Annotated in this window: 7 protein-coding genes and 1 pseudogene; 6 read left to right on the plus strand and 2 right to left on the minus strand. The window is 41.2% G+C overall.

The window, feature by feature from the left end:
* The first annotated feature begins 116 nt into the window (after positions 1-116).
* Together IM479_RS10880 and IM479_RS10890 are read left to right on the plus strand one after the other, a co-directional pair.
* Positions 117-2,084: a caspase family protein gene (locus tag IM479_RS10880; RefSeq protein WP_287685360.1), complete on the plus strand. Its 1,968-nt coding sequence runs from the start codon at positions 117-119 to the stop codon at positions 2,082-2,084.
* A gap of 302 nt (positions 2,085-2,386) precedes the next feature.
* Positions 2,387-2,890 (plus strand): annotated as a pseudogene (locus IM479_RS10890) (IS630-like element ISMae26 family transposase); the annotation flags it as partial.
* Positions 2,891-2,912: 22 nt separating this feature from the next.
* Here the strand turns inward: IM479_RS10890 and IM479_RS10895 are convergent.
* Together IM479_RS10895 and IM479_RS10900 are read right to left on the minus strand one after the other, a co-directional pair.
* Positions 2,913-3,353: a type II toxin-antitoxin system VapC family toxin gene (locus tag IM479_RS10895; RefSeq protein ID WP_287685361.1), complete on the minus strand. Its 441-nt coding sequence runs from the start codon at positions 3,351-3,353 to the stop codon at positions 2,913-2,915.
* A complete protein-coding gene (locus IM479_RS10900) occupies positions 3,350-3,622 on the minus strand; it encodes a YlcI/YnfO family protein (RefSeq protein WP_221633233.1) in 273 nt (90 codons plus the stop codon). Before IM479_RS10900 ends, IM479_RS10895 begins: the two co-directional genes overlap by 4 nt.
* 394 nt (positions 3,623-4,016) lie before the next feature.
* Between IM479_RS10900 and IM479_RS10905 the strand changes: the two genes are divergently transcribed.
* From IM479_RS10905 to IM479_RS10920, 4 genes are all read left to right on the plus strand, one after another.
* A complete protein-coding gene (locus tag IM479_RS10905) occupies positions 4,017-4,331 on the plus strand; it encodes a hypothetical protein (protein WP_287685362.1) in 315 nt (104 codons plus the stop codon).
* A gap of 122 nt (positions 4,332-4,453) precedes the next feature.
* The gene (locus IM479_RS10910; RefSeq protein WP_287685363.1) at positions 4,454-4,669 is read left to right on the plus strand and encodes a type II toxin-antitoxin system RelE/ParE family toxin; all 216 of its coding nucleotides are present in this window, start codon (positions 4,454-4,456) and stop codon (positions 4,667-4,669) included.
* 233 nt (positions 4,670-4,902) lie between these two features.
* A complete protein-coding gene (locus IM479_RS10915; protein WP_002789200.1) occupies positions 4,903-5,298 on the plus strand; it encodes a helix-turn-helix domain-containing transcriptional regulator in 396 nt (131 codons plus the stop codon).
* A gap of 176 nt (positions 5,299-5,474) precedes the next feature.
* Positions 5,475-6,139: tetratricopeptide repeat protein (locus IM479_RS10920; RefSeq protein WP_287685364.1), on the plus strand; the 665-nt coding region annotated here is incomplete at its 3' end.

A 6,139-nucleotide genomic window follows, 5' to 3' on the forward strand; every position in this document is an offset into this window, starting at 1 on the left:
ACTCAATTGTCTATCTTTTGGTATTAACCTATTTGTGCCTTAAGTGTCTCCCTGTATAGATTTCAGCTACTTTTAGGCGTAGGCACTCTCATCGAATTTTATTTTAAGTTAATTATTTGCATAACAATTACCGAAGAGCCCATTTAATTAAATGGGCGCAACCCGGTGATGTGGTAGTTTTTCACTTTTCTGGTCATGGTTCTCAAGTTTTTGATCCCGATCAAATTTTTCAAGATGGGCAAGTTAGCACGATTGTTCCTGTTGATAGCATTCTCCCTCCAGGTTATCCCAATAAAGGAGGAAAAGTTAATGATATTACAGGTCATACTTTGTGGTTGTTGATGCAAGCAATTAATACAGAAAATGTCACTTTTATTCTGGATAGTTGTCACTCTGGAGGGGCGAGAAAGGGCATCTTAACAGTGCGATCGCGCCCTGGAAATCGGGAGTTAAACCGGACTGAAAACTCTAATATCCAACTGTTAGCAAGTCCCCAGGAACAGGAATATCAAAAACAACTGATGTCCAGACTCAACTTGACCGCTTCAGACTTGGCCACAGAGCGAAAAAAAGGCGTTCCCAAAGGCATAATGCTCGCGGCTGCTAGAACTGACCAAGCGGCGATCGATGCTTCCTTTGGTGATACGGCGGCTGGTATCTTTACATATATCTTGACTCGCTATCTCTGGCAGCAAACCGGAGGCGAGTCAGTCAGTCAAGTGATGGTGAGTGCGACGGCGACTACCGAGCGCATTTTACGCGAATATTTCCCGACGGCTGGTTTATTACAGCAACCGGAATTTAATACTAGGGAGGGAAGTAACAACAGCCAGCAAGCGGTTTATTTTCTCAAACCAGATCAGAAAATCCCTGCTGAAGCTGTGGTCACTCAAGTGCAGGGAAATCAGGTTGACCTGTTTTTGGGAGGGATCGATCCGCGTACTTTAGAAGCTTTCGGTCGAGGGGCAATTTTAACTTTAGTGGATGGGGAAGGAAAAGAACGAGGTCAAGTTCAGATAGAGTCCCGTCAAGAGTTGACAGCTAGAGGGAAACTGAGCCAGATAGAGGGTAGTATTGCTTCCGGGACTCTACTTCAAGAGCGATCGCGGGCAATTCCCAGTAATTTAACTCTCCGAATTGGTTTAGATGCTTCTTTACAGCAAGCTAAACAAGCTTTAGAAGCGATTAAACGCATTGAAGTGGTGTCTTTAGAGCAAACCAATTTTCACTATATTCTAGGGCGAATTTCCCCCATTTATCATCAGCAATTACAGCAATTAAAAGTGAAAAAATTGCCAGAAGTCGGCAGTATTGCTTTATTTTCTCCTGCATTGGATTTGGTTCCCGACTCGGCGGGAATTGCCGGGGAAAAAGTAACAGATGCCGTTGAGCGATTACGCCCTAAGTTAAAATCCTTGTTAGCAGCAAGATTAGTCAAGTTAACTCTTAATAATTCTTCTTCCCGTCTGAGTGTAGCTGTGGCAATGGAAACGGTAGATGGTAGTCAATTAGTAGCAGAATCTTTTACGGTAAGAGGTGCGACAATAACCCCCGTCAGTCAAACCAGAGGACTGAGGGGATTAACTACCAATGCTCAAAAAATTAAACTAGGAACATTAATTCGATTTATTGTTCAAAATAATGAATCTTTTCCCCTTTATATCTGTGTATTACTTGTTAGTGTAGATGGTGGTTTAATGGTTCTTTCTCCATCTCAGGGAAATGAAGATTTACCTCCACTTGCTCCTCAAGAAACTATTAATATTCCTGATGTTAATAAAGGGGATCATTATCGGTTTAAAGTTGTCGGTGATCTAGGGTTGGCTGAAGTTTTAGTTATTGCTAGTACAACTCCTCTTAAAAAAGCAATTGATTTGTTGAGAACTTTAGCAGCAGATAGAGGAGAAAGTGCTAGAGGTACGCCGATTAATTCACCCCAACTAGATGAGGCAATTTTTAGTCTTCTGGATGATTTAGATGAGGGAAGTCGGGGAAGTGGGACCAATTCTCTTCCGGGGGTGCGTCAGATTGATACCCGACAGATGGCGGCTATGTCGATTACCTTTGAGGTGGTTGGGATGTAGTTAAATCTCGCATCAAAAACTAAATTGTTAGGGAAGAACAGTAAGAAATGGAGTCGTTAGGGACGTACAATAACATTAAAGTAAATGCCATTGTCTTGTATGTTATTGCCCCTATCCTTCAAATTGACGAAAGGAAGGGCAAAATCTAAGCGTACTGCTACTTGTTTCACCGGATTCCACAGTAAGCCGACTCCAATAGCTGCTAAAAACGTCTGGGAAGGAAGCGTAACAGGATTGTCAGGATTATTCCAGACCTGACCAATATCTGCAAAGGGAGCAATCTGAAAGACTGCATTGCCAACTTCATCGATGAATTGGGGGTAAATTTAGCCCTTTTGAGACTCTATGCTAGAGCCTTAATTGGCCGAAGAGCTCGGGGAAGAAAACCACAAAAAAGAGGGAGAAATATTTCAATAATTAGTGCTATAAGCTTAGAAAAAGTTTTCGCATCAGTCAACATATACGGTGCAGTGGATGCGGTAACATTTGAAGGATTTATTCTAAAGGAAGTGCTGCCAAAAATTAAAGAAGGAGACTGTCTGCTCATGGATAACGCCAAGATTCATCTCGGAGAAATGGTCAGAGAAATAATCGAACAAGAAAAAGCTAGACTCATCTATTTACCTCCTTATTCTCCCGAATTCTCTCCTATTGAAAACTTTTGGTCAAAAGTGAAAGCGACGTTAAGAAAACTGAAGGCGAGAACTTACAAAGACTTAATAGAAGGGATTGAATTGGCTATGTTAGAAGTTACTCAAAAAGATATTCGCAATTGGTTTACTCACTGTTGCTACTGTACCTCATAAGTCAGAGAATTGCTATAGATTATTAATGAATGGTTCGAGGATCGACAGGGATAATTTCTGAATATCGCAGAAAGTCATCTGTGTTGAAGGTTAAAATATTATCAATATTATGGGTAATCATAGCTGCAACTAATCGAGCGTCATGGGACTTTTTTCCCATTACTTGATATTTTCTAATGAGTCTTTCCCATTGAGGATAAATAGCAGGAGTATCTTGGTAAAGAGAAAAAATATGTTTAATATCTTCAATTTCTAAGGTAGCTTGCTCAAAACTTAATCCTAAGCCATTAACTTTTACAGGTCGTGTCGCTACAACCCAAAATTCAATTAAGTTCTGAGGAACAATATAGAGTTTTTCTGAACGTTTTTTTAAGGTTTTAACGCCTTGAAGCGCACTTAAGTGCAGCGGATGGGTGGTTTGTTTTAACCTAAGAAGAATATTAGTATCAGCTAAATAGGTCATAGCATTTCATCCTCTCTGGTATAAATGCTTTCTCGACTAATAGCTTCATCAGATAAGGGTTGAGCATTAATATTAGAAGGTCGATTAATAAAGTTAGTTAATTTTCTTTCCCATTCCTCATATTCTAAAATTTGGGAGCTTTTTTGAGGTTGATTTTTTAAGGTTTGTTCAATTATCTCTTGAAGATATTGTTCAAGAGTTAAGCCTTTTAATTTGGCTTCTTCCTGAATTTTATTTTCTAGCTCTGGGTTAAGATTTAAGGTAATCATGATAGGGTTCTCCTTGATTTTAATTAATGTTGACATCCTCACCGCCGTAAACGGACGGTGATTCCTCACCACGCCACCTTTTTAGAATGGTCGCGTCAATGGGGTTGACGCGACCCAGGATGCTGCTACCTTAGCGGTAGTCTTACGCTTTCCGACCCGTCCGTTTTGATTGTCCGAATGCCGGACGGCCACTTTGAACAAGTCGAAAAAATCTCATGTTCAACATTTCCTAGAAAGTTTTACTCGTTCAAGGCCGAATTTGAAGTCTTTTCTGAACGAAACCCCCTACTATCTGTGGTCAAGGTTCAGTTTTTAGCTTGGTTATCGCTTTTTCCATTCTAGCTTAAAGCCGTCGTAAAACGACGGGGTTTTAACCCAAATTTTCGATAAGACTATGGCTTCTTTCTCCAAACTTCTGATTGCTGGTACTCTGTTGCTTTCTGGAGGGTTATCTCCCCTGGTGATGGCGGCAGAAGTAGCAATCGCCCAAACAACCATCGCCCAAACCGATACCCGCACCCAAGCGCAACAACTTTTTGATGAGGGGATGCAACTATTCCAACAAGGGACAGCCGAATCCTACCAACAAGCTATAACCAAATGGGAACAAGCCTTACCCCTTTGGCGTAAGCTGGAGGATAAAGCGCAGGAAGCCTTCATAAATCTAGCACTCGGTAAGTGGATGGTACAGCAAGGAGTGCGGAGTTAATCCTTGCCATCGCCGAGAAAACTGGTAATTGGCGCAAGAGATAATAAAAGCTTCTTTTATTAGGAAATACGAACGGAAAATGTTAAGCATTGGCGAGGAAACTAATGTGCTAGAGTTAATTCATGGCAACGCAACCAAGAGAAATTGAGCGTTATGTAACAGCCGATGGTCAAATTCCTTTTGATAATTGGTTTGATTCTATCCGAGTGTCTAAAACTCAAACTATCATCAGTAAAAGACTTGACCGAGTGAGGATGGGCAATTTAGGCGATTACCGTTCGGTAGGAGGAGGTGTTTTTGAATTAAGAATAGACTATGGTCGAGGTTATCGCATCTAAGTAGCTGGTTATAATTAAATTAAAAATGGATTTTAGGTTCGATCCCCCCTGCCCCCCTTGATAAGGGGGGTGCCGATAGGCGGGGGGATCTGACAACTTTTAACGCCTACCTACTTATTTCGGACAAGTAGGGACAACCATCGTGTTGCTACTGTGTGGAGGTGATAAAAGCACTCAAATTAAAGATATTCGTCAAGCCCAAGAATACTGGAGAGATTATCGGAGTTAAAATTATGTCTAAAAGTATTAGCTACCACCCTTTTTTGCTGGACAATCTTAAAGATCCAAACTATGCGGCTCTTTATCTCGAAACTCACTTAGAAGAAGACGAGTTTGAATTCGATCCCGAATTACTGAAAATGGCTTTGAGGAATGTTCTCGAAGCTCTTGGGGATTCTCATTTAACCGCAGAACAAATTAAAATTTATGAGCAATTTCTCGATAAATTATTAACAATGCCAGCAGGAATAGGAATTTATAATTTAGGGCTTTGGCTGAAGGCTTTGGGATTAAAACTAGCTGTAACAGTTGATAAAGAGGGGAAGAATGTTGTTGAAAACTTGCCTAGTTTGAATGGAGATAACAAAGAAAAATATGAGGGAGTTTTAACGAAAGTCCCAGATCTATAACCAGAAAGTAGATAAACGGCTCTTCTGGTTTCTGTGTGGAAACGAGGTCTATACTGATAGAATATCCGCAAAATAGTCTTAAAAGTCTTGTCCAGTAAGCATTTCAGGATTCCATAAGCAAAAATTATCACACAAAGCCGAGAAGAGCCAATAAACTAAATATCCTTTCTTAAACCATGCTCAAATCCCTCAACCTCGCTACCCTACTGCTGCTACTCGCCTCCGGCGTGTCTATCTTGCCCATTTCTCAACCCGGAATAGTGCCACCTGTCCAAGCGCAAACCAATGAGACGAAAAAAGCTGAAGCGGAAAGGCTATTTAACGAGGGGATGCAACTATTCCAACAAGGGACAGCCGAATCCTATCAACAAGCTATAACCAAATGGGAACAAGCCTTACCTCTGTGGCGTAATCTGGGAGATAAGGCACAGGAAGCTTTGATAAACCTGGCACTTGGTAGAGTTTACGACCTATTAGGATTCAAACCCAAAGCCCTAGAATACTATAACCAAGCCTTACCCATCTATCAAGCCCTAAAAGATCGCTCTGGGGAAGCCAGACTTCTCAATAATATTGGCGCTGTCTATAATGCTTTAGGGGAGAAACAAAAGGCATTAGACTATTACCAACAGGCTTTACCCTTATCGCGGGCAGTAGGGGATCGCTCCGGGGAAGCCGTTACTCTCAATAATATTGGTGCTGTCTATAATGATTTAGGGGAGAAACAGAAGGCTTTAGACTACTACCAACAGGCTTTACCCTTATTGCGGGCAGTGGGAGATCGCGCAGGGGAAGCCGTCACTCTCAATAATATTGGTCTTGTCTATAATGATTTAGGGGA

This window comes from Microcystis sp. M165S2, from assembly GCF_020245885.1.
Lineage (GTDB): Bacteria > Cyanobacteriota > Cyanobacteriia > Cyanobacteriales > Microcystaceae > Microcystis.